General features: G+C 51.1%; 11 protein-coding genes. All 11 read left to right on the top strand.

Features of this window, described 5'->3' with window-relative positions; genetic code table 11:
- Nucleotides 1–8 precede the first annotated feature (8 nt).
- The 11 genes from EYB31_RS05965 (at nt 9) to EYB31_RS05915 (ending at nt 16,958) form a co-directional block, all read left to right on the top strand.
- Nucleotides 9–2,063 carry a phage tail protein gene (locus tag EYB31_RS05965; protein ID WP_131012368.1) on the top strand — a complete coding sequence of 685 codons (2,055 nt, stop codon included), beginning with the start codon at nt 9–11 and terminating at the stop codon, nt 2,061–2,063.
- A 20-nt stretch (nt 2,064–2,083) separates the two neighbouring features.
- A complete protein-coding gene (locus EYB31_RS05960; protein ID WP_131012367.1) occupies nt 2,084–3,760 on the top strand; it encodes a hypothetical protein in 1,677 nt (558 codons plus the stop codon).
- A gap of 231 nt (nt 3,761–3,991) precedes the next feature.
- Nucleotides 3,992–4,714 carry a TVP38/TMEM64 family protein gene (locus EYB31_RS05955; protein ID WP_165452243.1) on the top strand — a complete coding sequence of 241 codons (723 nt, stop codon included), beginning with the start codon at nt 3,992–3,994 and terminating at the stop codon, nt 4,712–4,714.
- The gene (locus EYB31_RS05950) at nt 4,711–5,163 is read left to right on the top strand and encodes a VanZ family protein (protein ID WP_165452242.1); all 453 of its coding nucleotides are present in this window, start codon (nt 4,711–4,713) and stop codon (nt 5,161–5,163) included. The genes EYB31_RS05955 and EYB31_RS05950 overlap by 4 nt, the downstream gene beginning before the upstream one ends.
- A 104-nt stretch (nt 5,164–5,267) precedes the next feature.
- Entirely contained in the window at nt 5,268–6,494 is a 1,227-nt protein-coding gene (locus EYB31_RS05945) for a sensor histidine kinase (RefSeq protein WP_131012364.1), read from the top strand.
- A 5-nt stretch (nt 6,495–6,499) separates the two neighbouring features.
- Nucleotides 6,500–9,535 carry a winged helix-turn-helix domain-containing protein gene (locus tag EYB31_RS05940; RefSeq protein WP_165452241.1) on the top strand — a complete coding sequence of 1,012 codons (3,036 nt, stop codon included), beginning with the start codon at nt 6,500–6,502 and terminating at the stop codon, nt 9,533–9,535.
- 212 nt (nt 9,536–9,747) lie between these two features.
- Nucleotides 9,748–11,226, top strand: a complete 1,479-nt coding sequence (locus tag EYB31_RS05935; protein ID WP_165452240.1) for a sulfatase-like hydrolase/transferase — start codon at nt 9,748–9,750, stop codon at nt 11,224–11,226.
- Between the two features lie 107 nt (nt 11,227–11,333).
- Nucleotides 11,334–12,227 carry an ABC transporter permease gene (locus EYB31_RS05930; RefSeq protein ID WP_420819425.1) on the top strand — a complete coding sequence of 298 codons (894 nt, stop codon included), beginning with the start codon at nt 11,334–11,336 and terminating at the stop codon, nt 12,225–12,227.
- Between the two features lie 61 nt (nt 12,228–12,288).
- A complete protein-coding gene (locus tag EYB31_RS05925) occupies nt 12,289–13,119 on the top strand; it encodes a carbohydrate ABC transporter permease (protein WP_240762108.1) in 831 nt (276 codons plus the stop codon).
- Between the two features lie 40 nt (nt 13,120–13,159).
- Complete coding sequence (locus tag EYB31_RS05920; protein ID WP_131012359.1) at nt 13,160–14,662, top strand: extracellular solute-binding protein; 1,503 nt, start codon at nt 13,160–13,162, stop codon at nt 14,660–14,662.
- A gap of 61 nt (nt 14,663–14,723) precedes the next feature.
- A complete protein-coding gene (locus EYB31_RS05915; RefSeq protein WP_165452239.1) occupies nt 14,724–16,958 on the top strand; it encodes a helix-turn-helix domain-containing protein in 2,235 nt (744 codons plus the stop codon).
- Nucleotides 16,959–16,994 lie beyond the last annotated feature (36 nt).

Below are 16,994 nucleotides of genomic sequence, written 5' to 3'. Positions count from 1 at the left end.
GACTGGCTATGAGTGACCGACGTTTTTTTTCATTCCGCCGTCCTCCCGACTGGAGGCGGGGTCAAGCTCACCAGCTGGTGTCGGCTCAACATGGACTATCGATCGTGAAGCACCAGCTGTACCGGTATGCGCGTACGTTTCAGCTGGCTAATCCGCTGCTGAAGCTGCCGCTTCGCGATGCGGTTGCGGAGCCTAGCGGAAGATGGCTGTTGCTTGATGCGGTGGGAACCATCTGGCATGCGGAGCTCTCCAGCGGACATATGGAGGCTTTGCTAACATCCGGCGGGGCGGCCATGGGGCCGTTAACCCGGCTGGCGGTGACAGCCGATTCGGTCGTCATAATGGACCCCGAAGCGGCAGAGCCGCTGCAGGCTATCGTGTCCGATCAAGCGCAGCTCAAGTGGACGGCGGCCGCTTGGCGGGATACGCCGTTTCGAGGACATGCCATTGCCGCTACCCCAGGCGGAGATACGGTCATTTTGGCCGAATTGGCGGACGAAGACCGGCTGCATTTGCTGTGGTTTAATCATGCGGGTATGGCGGCACGGAAACTCGCTCTGCCGCTTGATAAAACGGCAGGCCCGCGAACGGCCGATGACCGGTTTGAGCTATCGTTTGGCGAGAACGGACACGGCTGGCTGATCGATAGGGAAGCGCAGCTTGTCGCCGCCATTGACGCGGAATCGGGCGACGCGGCGATCGTCCCGCGATCGGAGGCCTTGCCGGGACAACTGCTGGCGGTATGCGATGCGGGCTCCGGCACGGCTTGGCTGCTCATCCGTAATCCGCAGGCGGTTATTGAATATGAGCTGCTGCGTGTACGAAGAGACGGCCAGTTGGTTGAACGGGGAGTGACCAGCAACCGGTCGGGTACGCGTCTGATTAGCCGCAGCCATTCGCTGGAATTGTGGGACCCTTCCAAAACAGGCATCCATATGCTGAAGCCGGCTTTGGAAACCGCAGTCTGGAAACCGTTCGGCCGCCGGTTGGGCGTATGGTTCAGCGATTCGCTGGATAGCGGCGCTCCGGGAACGGAGTGGCACAAGATTGTGATGGAAGCCAGAAGAGAACACGACACGCAGATTAATGTGCGGTTTTTGGCAGCGGATGAGCCCGAATTCATAATAGGCGGGAAAAAGCTTAACCTGGACAGTTACCTGGCCGATACGGAAGTTGCGCCGGAGACCAAACTGACGGCTCTGGCGTCTGTATGGTCGGAACCGCTGCGGGATCCGTATGACGCTTTGTTGTTCAGAGCCCGCGGACGTTACATATGGGTATACCTGGAGTTAATCGGTTCCGAGGCGCACACGCCTGTCATACACAGTTTGGAAGTCCATTTTCCAAGAAGGTCGTATTTGGAATATCTGCCTTCGATTTATCAACAGGACGAGCGATCCAAAGACTTCCTCGACCGGTATTTAAGTTTGTTTCAGACCATGCTCGAAGAAACTGACGATAAAATAGATCAAGCCGCGCGTGCGTTTGATGCCGACGGGGCTACCGGAGTGTCCTTGCGGTGGCTGTTTAGCTGGCTTGGCATTCAAGCGGAAGCAAACTGGCCGGAGGAGAAGCTTAGGGCGCTGTTAAAGCAAGCGCCGACGTTGTACAGGCTTCGCGGCACCAAGTATGCAATGGAAACCGTCATTTCGATCTATACCGGAGAAAAGCCGATTATTCTCGAATATGAGCAGGTAAAGCCGCTTAAGGAAAACCCGGAGCTTGGCGAAGTTGCAGAACGGCTGTATGCGGCAGAACCGGGTGTCTTTAATGTGTTGGTCAAACCCGAGCACGCCGAAACGGATATGCAGCGGATTATGCTGCAGCAATTGATTGAATCGTTTAAGCCCGCGTTTGCCGTCGGCAAGCTGGTCATTTTGCAGCCATGGGTATTTATGGATTTGCACTCTTATCTGGGCTTAAACACAGTGTTGTCGGAGCCGACTTTACTGACGCTGGATGGGCGCTCTTCCATGCCGCATCATACGATCACCATCGATGTCGGGCAGGATAGCCGGATCAACGAACATACGAGGCTGGGTATAGATTCTCGTCTGGAATAATGAGCAAAGAGGGGAAGAACATGAACAAACCGAGATACTTTCCGTTTGAAAGAAACCGTTACTTTTACGGTAAGCTTCTGACGGTGCGGGATTTTATGTCTGAGCAGTCTTATTACTCCGATAAGCGGAGGTTGACCAACCGTCTGCTGTTCGGCAGCGGTGTCGTATCCGGTCTGCAGGCTGTGGCTGTCGACGATAAGTCGGTCTCGGTAGAGACAGGCGTGGCGCTCGATCAACTGGGGCGCGAAATCGTCGTACCTTCTCCGGTAGCGATGAAGCTGTCAATGATGGAAGGGTTTACTAACAACGATTACGCCAAAAATGTGTATTTATGCATCGCTTATGATGAGAAGGGCAAGGAGCCCGTTCATTCCATCGCCGGAGCCTCCGGCCGGAGCGACGAAGTGAGTGAGCATAACCGCATTCTCGAAAGCTACAGGTTGTTCATTCGGGAGCAGCCGCCAGCGCCTGCCCTGCAGGAATACAACCATTTGATCGAAGATACGTCGATCTGGTACGAAGATGCGCATGTGCGGGTATTGCAGTCGGTGCCCCGTTTCTTGCAGCCCGGCCAGATCTTCGATCTGCGGTTGACCATCGAGAAGACGCTGCAGACGCCTCATGTCGAATTCCAGTATGAACCGGAGTGGGCTAATGTGGAGCCGCTTGATCTGCTTCCCGAGGGGCTCGTGAAATTCGCCGAGCCGACGGATGGGGGCCAGGCCGTCTACACGGTCACGATCCGCATGCGGGTATCCGCGGCGTTGCCGCCACGCACCAAGGATCATGGAACCATTGCCGCTAAAAGCGGTACGTCGCGTCTTGTTGTCGGCGACAGGTTAATTTACGATTTAACCCAAGTCAGGCAAAACGTCGAAATTAGCGACGAACCGTCCGAGCACCGCATGCTTGAAGCCTATTATGCCCGTTCGCTGGACAGAGCTATCGATTCGCCGGCCGATCCCTGCGTATATTTGGCCAAAATCAATTTGCTGCAGATGGGAGCGACCTATGCGATAGATAGTGTCGAGCGTATTCCGTTTGATGATTATGTTCTGAATCCGACGATGCTTTATAAAATATTCTCTTCTCAGCTGAGATCGGCAGCCCGCTTTGAACCGTCCTTGGTCCGCGCCGTGGAGGAACAGCAGCCCCATTCGGAGCAACCGTCCGGATTTCCCGACATTAAAGACGATTTCCGGGAGATGTTCGGACAAGACGAGGAGCCGGCCAAGGAAGAGCAGATCGCAACCGGTATTGTCGAAATATCGATTATGCCAAAAGAGAAAAAGAAATGGTATGAGCGCCGCCAAAGAAATTTCCACTCGGAAGAAATTGTTCATGGCCTGGGTGCCGGGGCCGTATTGATTACGGCCGGATTGTCGGACGAACAGGACGACAGCGAAGCCGCATTGCCGCAGATGTGGAATAAAAGCGACGCCATTTATTACGGCCCGCAGGACGTGTTTCACGACAGCCAGTATGCCTCCGAATTCCCCGAGGTAAAGATCGGAATGATTCATTACCCGAAGAAGGGCACATTCCGAATCGGGGTTCGCGTCATGCAAAAGACGGAACGGACAAGAGTCCGCATCAGATGGTGGGCGGTCAAAACGCCATCCGAGCAGAGCGCCAAAGACAGCCGGTCGCTGCAGTTAGAGATTGTGGAAAAAGAAGCGGCCGCCTCCAAAAATTAGCGTTAAGCCGCACAGGTCTTTATGTATACATGCCGGCCCGCATGAAAAAGCGGCCGGATGCGAAGTCTGAAATGCACCCTTTAGAATGAATATCGGATAACCCTCTCCGGTGAATCCGATGATTCTAAAGGGTGCATTTTTTACCGTTTTCCGATATTTAACCGGCATGATCTTGTATGGCGATGCTTGGCAGGATACACTATGGAGATACGGACTCTCGGAGTACGGGGAATGGCCAAGTGTTTTTCATTCGGACGCGACTTCTCCCGATGCCATCTTAAGGAGCCATACGTTGACAAAAAGCCGATTCAGGAGCAGGAGCAGGAGCAGGAGCAGCCATCTATGAAGCGTTGGTACGTTGTCGCCGTGTATGCGATAATTGCGGCACTCACGATGTTATATAAGGACGATATTTTATTTTGGCTCCGCAACAGCCAGCCCCCGGTCGTTGTGATGTATTTGGTTGTTACGTTTTTTGCGTTGATTCCCGTTATTCCATACAGTATCGTCATCGCCATTATGGGTTTGGTGTACGGCTTGACCGGCGGCGCGTTAATCAGTTGGCTGGGCGGTTTGTCGGCATCAGTCATGATGTACGCGGTTGTGAAATATTATTTTCATGAGAGGGGAAGGTTGTACATCGCCCGATTCCGTCGTCTCGAGCAGTTTACCCGCATGATAGAGCAAAACGCCTTCTTTGCGATCCTGTTCGCCAGGCTGATTCCGATCATCCCGCAGGCTCTGGTCAACACCTATGCCGGAGTCGCCGCGGTTCCGTTCAGCGCTTATGTGGCCGCATCGGCGTTGGGGAAAATTCCCGGCATGGCGCTGTATGCGTTTGTCGGGGAAAACGTGTTGACGGATATCAAAACGGTGCTGATTGCGGCGCTTGTTTATGCAGTGTTTTTGCTGCTCACTTTTGGCATGTACAGATTATGGAGGCGAACTTCGTGAGATTAAACAAGCTGCTGGCTTGGATAGTGTTTATAGGCTACAGCGCATGTCTGCTGTACTGGATGTTTCTCGGATTTCACAGGGGCGAACAGACAGCGGCCGAGCTGCGCTACAACTTGATTCCGTTTCGAACGATCGAGCGGTATTTTGTGCACTTTAATGCTTTTCAGTTTGAGATGTGGGTTATCAATATTGTAGGCAACATCGGGGTTTTTGTGCCTTTCGGCTGGTTAATGCCGTACATATTTAAGGGATGCGAAAGGTTTTGGAAGTTTTCGTTCATTTTTATCGCGGCGATTGTCGCGCTGGAGCTGCTGCAGACGTTTTTGCGGGTGGGCAGCGGCGATGTGGACGATGTGATTTTAAACTATTTGGGCGCAGCGATCGGCTATTTGCTGTATAGCGTGTTTCGCTGGAGGCAGGACCGCATCGTAAGGGTCGAATTGTAGGCAGGCACGGGTGCAGGTGTATACGCAGACATGTTCAACGGTCAGCGGCCCCGCGGCCCATCCAGAATGGCGTACATTAAACAGGTAAAGGTGATACAGTGATTATGGATCTCAACATCACGAAGGATTTTTTGCTGCAGCTTGCGCTAATAACCACTTTAATTTTCACCTTCGAAATATTTTTTGCGGAAAAATCCAAAATACAGCACTACGCAGCGATCATCCAGGCGGTATCGTGGGGGTTGTCCATCTTATTGTGCATGTCCTTCCCAACCTATATTACCTCCGGAATTCGTGTGGACATACGAATCGTTCCGTTATTGCTTGGGACGTTGTATGGCGGCTGGAGAACGGGCGTCAGTTTATCTGCGCTCATCATTTTGTACCGGATTTATCTTGGAGTCGATTCGGGCGTTTATACGACCATTCTGACCCTTCTCTGCAGCATGGCAGCGATTATATACGCCCAAACCTTTTTTGCCGCGGCGGGGAAAAATAAGAGGCTGCTGCTGGCGCTGCTTCTGTCCGTCTGCTACTGTTTCGTCGGAGGCATAACGAGGGTTTGGGTTGACGGATTTTCGTTTAAGTTTCTTCAGGTTCAGGTTATATATACAATTATTTCCATATCCTCTGTGTTGTTCTTCATATATATCAAAGAAACGGTGCGAGAAATAACAGAGAAAAACCGGCAGTTGCAGGCCGAAGCGAGAGATGCGGAAATCGCCTTCCTGCGTTCTCAGATCAAACCTCACTTTCTCTACAACACGCTGAATTCCATTGCGGTATTGTGCATCAAGGATCCTCGTAAGGCGGAGGAATTGACGCTGGAATTTTCGCAGTATTTGCGGAAAAGCTTCGACTTCAAACAATTGGATTGCCTGACCACGATAGAAAATGAACTGGAGCTCGTCAAAGCGTATCTCAACATCGAAAAGGTGCGTTTTGGCGCCAGATTGTTTGTAGAATACGATGTAACCGCCAATCCGGATACCCGGATTCCCCCGTTGATCCTCCAGCCGCTGGTGGAAAATGCCGTAAGGCATGGTCTGATGTCCAATTTGCGCGGGGGAACTGTGGAAATATCCATAAGGACGGAAGCGGACGGCGCAGTCAGCTTTGTCATTGAGGACAATGGCTGCGGCATGAGCGAAAGACAAATAGAGGAGATACTGCAATCGAATGCGAGTAAGAAAGGCGTCGGGTTATGGAACATCAGCCAACGGCTCAAGCTGCTTTACGGGAAAAGCATTCGCATTGAAAGTGCGGTAGGAATAGGCACAAAGGTAATTTTCAACATTCCTGCCTACACGGCCAAGCAAAATGGAGGATGAAGCGGATGCTGCGAGCGATGATCGTGGATGATGAAGAATTAGCGGTGGAACGTCTGGAAATGGTTTTATCCGAAATCGGCGGGATCGAAATTTGCCATACCTCCCTGGACCCGTGGGAGGCTTATGAATATGCGAAGAAAAGTCCGCCGGATATGGCGTTTCTGGATATTTCCATGCCGGAAATTAACGGGATGAGGTTATCCAGTCTTCTTCGTGAACTTGATGCTTCTATCGATGTGGTCTTTGTGACCGGATACGACAATTACGCGGTCCAAGCTTTTGATGTGAACGCATTGGATTACCTGCTGAAACCCGTAACCGTCAAGCGAATGATACAGACGCTGGATAAAGTCCGCAAAAAACAGCAAGTTACCGCAACGGCACCACCCGCGATAAAGCCGGGAAATCTTGCCGGGCATGGAGAGAAGCAGCCTCCTGGCATGACGCCCGTGGAGCGGGAACGGAATGCTGAAGTAGACATCTCGGCGATTCCAAGCACAAAACTTCATGTCCCTCATGTGCGTAAAGCTTTGGTATCCCGGCCGCGGCTTATACGGAAGCTGAACGAAGGGATGGAGACCAAGCTAACGCTGCTTTCCGCGCAGGCCGGTTACGGGAAAACGACAGCGTTAAGCGAATGGGTCAGACAAAACGGGGCGCTTACGGCTTGGGTTTCGCTGGATAAGCGGGATAATGAATATACCCAGTTTTGGAGCTGCCTCACCGCTGCTATTCAAGAGCAAGTTCCGGGTTTTGGTCAAACGGTCACCCATGCTCTTGAGAAAGAAGCTTTGGTGTATTTGGAGCATACGACCCCCGCATTACTGAATGAACTCAATCAATTAACCGGCGAGCTGGCCATTGTGATCGACGATTATCATTTCATTGAGCTTCCTGACATTCATCGTTCATTGTACGAGCTGCTCGAACGTTTGCCGTCACATATTCACGTATATATCGCAAGCCGTACCGAATTGGCCATACCTACGTCCAGGCTTTTGGGAAAAGGCGAATGCAACCAGATTTTCGCACACGATTTACGGTTTCAATTGGATGAAGGAATTGTCTTTTTTCGGGATACGGCCGATTTATTGCTGACCAATGAGCAAGTGACAGCGCTGTTCGATCAAACCGAAGGTTGGATCAGCGGCCTGCAGTTAGCGGCAATCTCTCTAAAGCGGAGCGAGAATATTACCGAGACGATTCAGCGGTTTAGCGGCCGGCAGCGCGATATATCGGATTATTTGCTCAGAGAAGTGCTTCGCTATCAATCGGAGGCTACTCTTGCTTTTTTATTGCAAACGTCCGTCTTAAACCGTATGAACGACTCCTTATGTGAGGCTGTGACAGGCCAAACGAACGGCCAAGAGCAGTTGGAACGATTAGAGAAGCTGAATTTGTTTATTATTCCGCTGGACGACCATAGAAACTGGTACCGGTATCACCATTTGCTTTCCGACTTTTTGCAGCAGCTATTGTTCAAAAAAGACCGGCGCGAGTGGCTGCAGGCGCATCATCGTGCGGCCATCTGGCTGGAGAACCACGGATTTGACGAAGAGGCTGTGGAGCATTATTTAGAAGGAGAACAATTTGCAGATGCCGTGCGGATTATTGAGAAAAATCTCCATACGTTAGTGCAATCCAAAAGTGTCGCACTTCATAGATGGGTCTCGAAACTGCCGGAGAACGCTTTTGCGGACAAGCCGATGATTGAGATGTTCTATATATCGGTTTTGCTGGGCGTCGGAGAATGGGAAGCCGCCTTCCGAAGAGTGGGACAAGCGACTGTGCGGTTTCAAGGGATGCGGGAAAGATGGGGCGACACCGCATGGAACAGGGCGATGGGCAATATTTACTTCTTCTGTTCCATTACTTCTTATCTTCAGAAGGACCTGGCCCGCACGTCTGAATATTTCGAGCTGGTGGAGCGTCATATGCCGGAAGGCAGCTTCTTTCAAACGATGGGACGCAACAGATACCAAGGGTATGATGCGTTTGACGATCATTTGGCGTTTATCAACGATCTGCATGCGGGCGGAGCTTTCCTGTCCAAATGGATTGCTGTATGGGAACAGAAAGAAAACTATCCTTTTGTCGGTCTTCTGTATGCTTCTTATAGCAAACTGCTGTATGAGTGGAACCGGCTGGAAGAAGCGGACCGGTACGTGAGTCAGGCAATAGGGCGTCAGGATATTAAGCCTTTTGCGCGGATTTTGATTCATAACATGATCAGCGCTTCGCGGATTCAGCAGGCTCTGGGCAACCCGGGCCGGGCGTCGGAGCTGCTTGAGCAGTTGAAGGCGCAGATCGATTCTCCCGACAATGAATTATTTATGCGAAGTATCGAAGCGGAAGAGGCGTGCCTGTCACTGCGCCAAGGCTCTCGTTCCTATGCGCAGGAGTGGCTGCAAAGATGCGGTTTGTCGCATACGGATGAAGTTTCGCTGTATCGGGTACAGGAGCATTTGGCTTTGGCGAGAGTGCTTGCAGCGTGTGAGAGGATGGAAGACGCGCTGTATTTATTGGAACGGTTGAATCCATTGTTAAGCAAGGAGGGGCGTCTCCGGGACCGGATCAAGGCACTTATCTTGCAAAGCGTCATACTTCACCGTTTAGGCCGAACCGAGGCGGCGCTCGCTCAATTGGAAATTGCTTTGCAGCTCTCGGAACCGGAAGGGTACATCCGCAGCTTTATGGATGAAGGGGCCGGCATGGAGGCGTTGCTAGCCGGATACTTAAAGCAGCAGCAAGGAAGCGGGCTTAAAAATCCCCGCCCGGTTTCTCTGGCTTATGTTAAGCAGCTTCTTCAAGCTCTGCGTGTTACGCCTGATGCGGAACAACAACCGCACAACCTGACCGTGCAGGAACTAAAAATTATGCAGTTGATCAGCCAAGGATTATCGAACAAGGAAATTGCCCTCCGCCTTAACATTACAAGTGAAACCGTAAAATCCCATATTAAAAATGTGTACAAAAAGCTGGAGGTAAACAACCGGGTGCAGGCGCTGCAGCGCGCTGCGGAGTGGATCACACTCGGCTGATCTCCTTTTTTCCAGATATATCCCCCATTCGGGGGATTTTTTTATGGAGCGGCAGCCCCAGCATCATCCGATCCGGAATGTCTTCTTGATGACAATAGGTTGTGTGAAGACAATTTATGATATCAAAGTCTAAGTTGTTTGGAACGGACAATGGCTTGTAAAGGGTTCCTGTGCAACAATCGCAATATGCTAATAGAAAGGAGATGACTTTTTTGACGATAAGGAAAACGAATCTACTGTTTGTGTTTACCGATGAGCAGAGTATTTCCACAATGAGGTCTTATGGTAATGCGATCATTAACACTCCAAACATGGACAAGCTTGCCGATCAATCCGTCGTGTTTGAGCATGCTTATGTCACACAACCGGTATGCACCCCCTCACGGGCTAGTTTATTGACAGGTCTGTACCCCCATGTCCATGGATGCATTGCCAATAACATCCCTCTGGATATGGAGCTGCCTTGTCTGCCGGAAATGGGGGATTTCTCCGATTATCGCACCGGTTATTTCGGTAAATGGCATCTAGGAGATGAGGTGTTTCCTCAACATGGTTTCCGGAAATGGGTTAGCTACGAGGACAGCTATCGCATGGGTTACTCCAATGGACGGGACCAAAAGATCCATTCGTCCTATCATCACTATCTGGTGGAACAAGGCTTCAAACCCGATAAAATTGCGAAGGACGGATTTGAGTTTTTCAGTCGGGATTATTGTGCGAGACTGCCCGAAGAGCACGGCAAACCCGCTTATACCGCGCGGGAAGTTACGCGATTTATCCGCGAGAACGAGGACAATCCGTTTATTGCGTATGTGAACTTCTTAGAGCCGCATATGCCCTATTTCGGGCCGCGTGACGAGCAATACGACCCCGACAAGGTCGTTTTGCCCGCTAATTTTGGCCACATGTTGTCCGAAGAGCACCCGTTGAAAACGCGCTTATTTCATCAGGCCTATCTGGAATATGGGCATAGCGGATTATCCCTGCAAACGGAAGACGATTGGCGGAAGATGATCGCCCATTATTGGGGATTGGTCAGTTTGGTCGATACGCATCTGGGCGTCATTCTCCAAACGTTGGAGGATTGCGGCCTGGCCGATCGTACCATTGTTGTGTTCACCAGCGATCACGGCGATATGATGGGCAGCCATAGGCTGCTGGCCAAATGCGTCATGTTTGAGGAGGCGATCAAGGTGCCTCTGCTGCTGAAAGTTCCGGGTTTGAAGCCGGCGCGCATTCGCGAGCCTGTCAGTCAAATCGATCTGGTGCCCACGCTGCTGGAGGCGCTTGGCCAGCATACGTCCGCGCCGCTGCAAGGGGAGAGCTTGCTTCCTTTTCTGCAAGGGCAAGCTGCGCGCGTACGCGACCATGTATTTGTGGAATGGAACGGTTCCGAATGCGGACTTGAGGGACATCTGCAGAAAGGTTTTATGCTCCCGTGCTGGAATCATATGGCCACGGAGGAGCAGGCGGAACGGGCCATCGGCGCCAAAGTGCGGACTGTTATAACGCCGGATATGTGGAAATACAACTTCAGCAGCATCGGCGAAGACGAATTGTACAATCTGAACGACGATCCCGCCGAAACGTGCAATTTGATTGGCGATGCCGCATATCAGATGAGGGTTTTTCAAATGAGAGAGAAGATCAAGGAGTGGCAGCGGCAGACAGGCGATCCATTGTTTGATTGATGACATGACGTTTCGCTCAGATGAATGAGAATGGAGGACGACATATGCAAGCAATGAAGGCCTATCCCGCGCTACGGAGTGAAAGACGGAGGCCCTATTCAGGGAGAATGGGCAGAATCGTTCAGCAGAAATGGTTTTATTTGATGCTTGCGCCGGGGCTTGTTTTTTTCCTGCTTTTCAAGTATGTGCCGATGTGGGGTGTCGTCATTTCCTTTCAAGAATACCAGCCCGCGTTAGGCGTAACGGGAAGTGAATGGGTCGGTTTCAAGCATTTTCGGCGCCTGTTTACCGATCCGGACTTCTGGTTGTTATTCAAAAACACGATCACGTTGTTTATTTGGAATCTTGCCTTCGTATTCCCGGTTCCCATCGTGCTTGCGCTGATGTTGAACGAGGTCGGCCGGATGATGTACAAGCGCATCGTACAAACGATTATTTACATCCCGCATTTCTTTTCCTGGGTGATTGTCGTATCTTTGACTTATATTATGCTGACTACGGAAGGCGGGGTCATCAATGAACTGGTGGGACGGCTGGGCGGCGCGCCGATCAATTTCCTGCTCAGTGAGGACTGGTTTCGTCCGCTGTACGTGCTGCAGATCATATGGCGCGATGCCGGCTGGGGAACCATTATTTATCTTGCCGCATTGGCGGGAACGGACCCGCAGTTGTACGAGGCGGCGCGAATTGACGGTGCAAGCCGCTGGAGGCAGCTGTGGCATGTAACGTTGCCTTCGATTCGGAGCACCATTGTGATTTTACTGATTCTCAAGGTAAGCGACATCCTGGAGCTTAGCTTTGACCATATTTTTCTCATGCAAAATTCAATGAACCGGAGCGTGTCCGAAGTGTTCGATACTTATGTGTATACAACAGGTATTCAGCAGGGGCAATTTAGCTACAGCATCGCTGTCGGCTTGTTTAAGGCGTTCGTCGGATTAGCGGTTGTCATGGCGGCGAACGCCATAGCCAAACGATTCGGGGAAGAAGGGATCTATTAATATGATTAGCGGCAAGCTCAGAAATAGGCGTGATCAGCGTGGCGTCTTTGACATACTCAACATGATCCTGTTGGGATTGTACGCACTGCTCTGCGTGCTGCCATTTGTGCATATCGTCGCCAGCTCCTTGACATCCCCGGAAGAGCTGCTGACGAAAAAATTTGTCTTGTTCCCGACCGAGTGGTCGCTTGATGCTTACAAATATGTTTTCTCGACAGGGAAGCTGCTTCAAAGTCTGGGGGTAACCGTATTCTTGACCGTAGTAGGAACGGTTCTGAACGTCATATTTACTACGCTGATGGCTTATCCGCTCGCCAAGAAGGAGCTGGAGGGCCGTCGCGCCATTATGCTGATGGTGCTGTTCACGATGCTGTTTAACGGGGGCATGATCCCGACGTTTCTGCTGGTGAAAGCATTAGGGCTGTTGAACTCGTTATGGGCGCTGATTGTCCCCGGATTGATTGGAGCATTTATCCTGATTATTATGAAAAATTTTTTTCAACAATTGCCGGAAGGCATTGAGGAGTCCGCAAAGATCGACGGGTGCCATGAGCTCGGTATTTTGTTTCGTATCGTCATTCCGTTATCACTGCCGTCCGTGGCAACGATATCCTTGTTTTATGCCGTCGGTCATTGGAATGTGTTCATGAGCGCGATCCTGTATTTAAACAAAGCCGATTTGTGGCCGCTGCAGGTGCTGCTTCGCCAGGTGGTTTTGGTGACGACCGGCGGGCTTGGCGATTCCAGCAATTGGAGCAGCGAATTTGTGCCTCCGCCCCAAACGGTCCGAATGGCGGTTATTGTCGTGGCAACTGTTCCGATTTTGCTTGTATACCCGTTTATCCAGAAGCATTTTGCAAAAGGCGCGCTTTTAGGTTCGGTGAAAGGATAGCGGCTCACTGCACGAATTTGAAAAAGGAGACGATCTTCATATGAATATGAAACAAGCTTCTCTTCGCTTGTGTATGGGTTTCGCAGTAGTGTCCATGATATCGGCTTGCGGAAACGCTGCCGCGCCGGCGAAGACGGACAAGGAGGGCCCGGCGTCCGCCTCGACCGCAGCGCCGTTCGAAGTAACTTGGATGACGGAGCTATTTGCGCCGGAACCGATCAAAGCCGACGATCCGCGGATCAAAAAGGTGGAAGCTTTGACAGGGACAAAGCTCAGCATCAACTGGGTTCCGTCCCAAGCGTACTCCGACAAGGTAAACACGTCCATCGCCGGAGGCGATCTTCCCAAGGTGCTCAGCGTCTCCGATATCCGGATGCCGGTTATTAGCAACGCCGTGAAGTCGGGCGTCTTTTGGGAGCTGGGGCCTTACTTGGATGCTTACCCCAACTTGAAAAGGATGGAATCGGGAATATTGGACGGAACCAAATATGGCGGCAAAATATACGGCATTTACCGCTATCGGCCGCTCTCCCGCGAGGCTGTCATTATCCGCAAGGACTGGCTTGACGCGTTGGGGCTGCCCTTGCCAAAGACGCCGGAAGATTTGTACAATATCGCTAAAGCATTTACGGAACAGGACCCGGATAAAAACGGCAAAAAAGATACGTACGGTTTCACGGACGCCTCGGCCTTATACGTTCTCAACTATATGAATTTATGGCAAGGCGGCTATAACAAATGGGGAATAGAGAAGGGCGTGTTTGTTCCTAATTTCATGACTCCTGCCTATATGCAAGCGATGAAGTCGGTTAAACGGCTGTATGACGAGAAGCTGATTAACCAGGACTTTATTATCGCCAAAAACAACCAAAGCGAAGAGAACTTTGCCGGCGGCAAAGCAGGCATCATTATAGGCGCGTACAACATATTGGATCGCACCTACGGCAATTTGACCAAGCTGTTTCCGCAAGCCAAGGTCGAGCTGATTACTCAAATTCAAGGCGTGAACGGCCCGAAGGTCATTGGCGGCAGCGGGCATAACGGCATTAACCTGATTCCCAAGAACACGGTCAAGACCGAGGAAGATTTGAAGAAAGTGCTCGCGTTCCTGGATAAAATTTGCGGGGAAGAGATTCAAAATATTCTGCGCTGGGGGATCGAGGGAACCGATTACACTATGGTGAACGGCAAAGCCAAGGATCTGACCAAGGATACCGTTCATTTCAGCAGCTACCGTCAGCTGCGCATGCTGGAGGACAAGCTGATTCCTGCGGAACTAAGCGGACTCGCCGAGCGTTATGCGCAGGTTGAAGCGGAGAACGACAAAATTGCCGTCTTGAATATGACCAACGGACTTGAATCGAAGACGTATTCCGAGATGGGCGGCACGCTGGATAAAAATATCGAGGATGCCCGGAATAAATTTTTGCTCGGTGCTATTGACGAAAAGGGTTTCCAGAAGGCGATCGATGATTGGAAAAAAGCCGGCGGAGATAAGGTGATCGAAGAGTACAGCAAGCAATACGCCGAGCGCGGCAAGTGATGGTTTGAAGTGCAGCCGAGTCGGGGCAAGAACGGACATGAGGCACAAGGAGGGGCGCGGCATGTGGAGAAATCGTTATTTTCTAAAGTTGATTGCCTTGGTTATGCTGATTGGATCCGTTCCCGTTCTTGTTCTGGGTTACTTCGCTTATTCGAAATCGACGGCATCGGCTTTGGAGAAATCCGAGTTAAGTAATATGAATCTGCTTCAGCAATTTCAACTGCGCATAGAGGAGAAGCTAGCCGTATCGGAGAAGCTGGCCAATCACCTGGCCTCTTCGATTCTGACCACCGAGGCTATGCGAATGAGCCTGGATGAGCGGGACTTTGAGATCATTCAGCAGTTGGAACAAGGCATCAAATACGTCCAGTTCGCTCAGTCTGATATCAAAGAGGCGAATCTTATCAGTTTATACAAAAATTGGAGAATCGGCACTTATGGGACGATAGGTTCCCACTACGCGGTAGAATACTCCGAGATGTTTCGCGATGTGCTGGATGACCGCAGAACGGCATTTTGGAGCATCCGTCCAACTTCTTCCTCTACGCTGCTGCAATATGTTGTGAAAATTCCCCAATATGCCGAACAGCCTTCAGGATTGCTTACGCTAAGCCTGTCGTTGGACGCTCTCGGCAGCGATATGATGCAGCATGCAGGACGGCTGCTGATCGTAGACGGCATGGGTCAAGTTGTGCACGATTCTTGGGGAAAGCGCACGGGAGAGGCTGGCGACCCGTCTTTACTTGAAAGCATTCGCGCGCACGCCGAGGATTCCGGACATTTGGCTTATCGTGACGGATCGGAGGACCAGCTTGTGTTTTACCGAAAGTCGACCAACCGCGATTGGTTGTTTGTAGCCGAAGTACCGAAAGAGGCTATTATTTCGGACAGCTTGTCGATCGGACGTATTACGCTTGTGCTGATCGTGATCGTTCTTGCGGTAATTGCCATTGGAGCTTATGCCGGCTCGCGCAACCTGTATCAACCGATTTATCGGCTGTACGCTTCGTTAATCAAGAGAGAAGAGCCGGAACGCGAGGCAACGAGCCGCGACGAGTTTCAAGTCATGTACGACAGCGTTGACGACCTTCTGCATTCTCGCCGGCAGTGGAGGCTTCAGTTGCCCCAATTGAAGCAGTTTTTCATCCTTAAGTTGCTTAAGGGGGAAGCCGCAGAAAAGGAAATTGCCGAAAAAATCGACTATTTCGGATTTAACGCGCACGAATCCGTCTTTTGCACTTTATCGGTGGAAATCGACGAACTGGACGAAACCCGTTATGAAGGCAAAGACTTCGACTTATTGTTGTTTGCCTGTCACAATGTCATCGAAGAGCTGATTCCGAAGGACATGCAGATCGGATCGGTTCTCACAAATTCCAGTATAGTCACGATTCTGTGCAGGACCGCGGTTCCGTTTGACGAGATGGGGAAATTGGCTGATGGATATGCCAGCCTCATTCAGAGCGAGATTCGGCGTTGGCTGAATCTGCCGGTCAGTATCGGGATCAGCCTTCCCTTTGATCAATTGCAGGAGGCGGTACGCTCTTTCCATGAAAGCCAGCAGGCGTTGACCTACCGTTTAAAGCTTGGTTCGGAAGCGATTATCGACTACCGCGACATCGACCGTTCAAGCAGAGGGCAGCTTCTGTATCCTCAATATCTCGAGCAGAGACTGCTTGAAGCTATCAAAAGCGCGGACCGGCACGAGGCGCAGGAAAGGCTGCATTTGTTTCTGAAGCAAATATTTGCGGAGTATCGTTCTTCGACCGAATATGAGCTGATTATGGCTCGGCTTGTTTCCAGTGTGATCCGCTGTTTTGTGGAGTCCGGCGGAAGTTTGGACATTTCCGGTCAAAGTCAGCCATGGCTGGAACGTCTGTACAGACTCCACTCCCGCAAGGAAGTCGAGGAGTTATTGTTTCAATCCATGATTGAACCTATGATCGAGCAGCTTGAGAAGGTAAACGAACGCCGGTTCCAAAGCATATCCGGCTGCGTCCTCAGACTGATCCAAGAACGCCTGGAAACGGATATCACCCTGGAAACCTGCGCCGAGCTGCTGAATTACCATCCTACTTATTTGGGCAGGGTGTTCAAACGGGAGACGGGAAAAAGCTTCAGCGAACATCTTGCCGAATGCCGGCTTCAGACGGCCCGGAAATGGCTGCTTGAAACGGAAATGACATTGGCCGAAATTGCGGGAAAACTTCATTATCACGACGCCTCTAATTTCTCCAGATCCTTCAAAAAAACGGTAGGAATGAATCCCGGCAAGTATAGACAATTATACCGCTAGGTCATGTGACAAAAACGCGCGGCGCCGGGAAACATA

This window comes from Paenibacillus thalictri, from assembly GCF_004307995.1.
Classification (GTDB): Bacteria; Bacillota; Bacilli; order Paenibacillales; family NBRC-103111; genus Paenibacillus_AF; species Paenibacillus_AF thalictri.
The sequence above is the reverse complement of the archived record's forward strand: the minus strand, read 5'-3'. Positions and strand labels throughout refer to the sequence as shown.